Origin of the sequence: Streptomyces milbemycinicus (genome assembly GCF_002154605.1) — a bacterium.
Lineage (GTDB): Bacteria > Actinomycetota > Actinomycetes > Streptomycetales > Streptomycetaceae > Streptomyces > Streptomyces milbemycinicus.
Map to the genome: position 1 here is coordinate 1 of NZ_MUNE01000967.1, position 751 is coordinate 751.

Below are 751 nucleotides of genomic sequence, written 5' to 3' on the forward strand. Positions count from 1 at the left end.
TTCATGGCACAGCTCTGAGCTGGTCAGCCGACGGGGTTGACGAAGGTGGCGGGGCGGGTGGCGCCGCGCTGGTCGACGAGGCTGTCGTTCTCCCAGGGCCACTCGATCTTGAGGGCCTTGGTCTCGTTGGGCGGGGTGATCTCGACCCAGGCCGGCTGGTAGAAGCCCTCTTCCTCCTTGGTGAAAGCGAGGTTGAGGGTGAACTGGGTTTGCTGGCCGGCCTCCACATTCACGGAGGTCCACTTCTTCGAGGAGCGGGCCAGCGACCAGCGCTCGCCGCCGTTGATCGAAGTCAGGTCCACACCAGGGAAACCGCCGATCCTGCAGGAGCTGGTGCCCTTGTTCATCAGGACGATGGTGGCGGTCGTCGCACCGCCCTCGCCATCCTCCGGCACCGGGAGCGCGTCCTCACCCGTGGCGAACGCGGCTTCCAGGTTCTCACTGTGGCAGCGCTCGGCGCCCGCATGCGCACTGCCGCCGCCCTCCTTGCCCTTGTCGTCGGAACCCTGCGCACCACCGGAGGAACCCGAGGAACTGCTGGACCCGGCCGGGGCCGTATCAGCCGGGCCCGCGGCCTTGTCGTCGTTGTTGCAGGCCGTCAGGGCCAGGGCAGCGGCTGCGGTCAGAACCGCGGCGGCGACACGGAAGGGGCGACGGCGGGCGATACGGGCAGTGGTGTTGGAGCGCATTTCGGGTCCCCCTGGGAGGTCGGTGTCGTCGTCTGCTCGGTACGACAACAACTCTGACCGGG

1 protein-coding gene is annotated in these 751 nt (G+C 68.2%); it reads right to left on the minus strand.

The window, feature by feature from the left end; translation table 11 throughout:
- Nucleotides 1-23 precede the first annotated feature (23 nt).
- Nucleotides 24-751, minus strand: a 728-nt coding sequence (locus CCN51_RS49710) for a DUF4232 domain-containing protein (RefSeq protein WP_342749430.1), incomplete at its 5' end; no start/stop codon positions are given.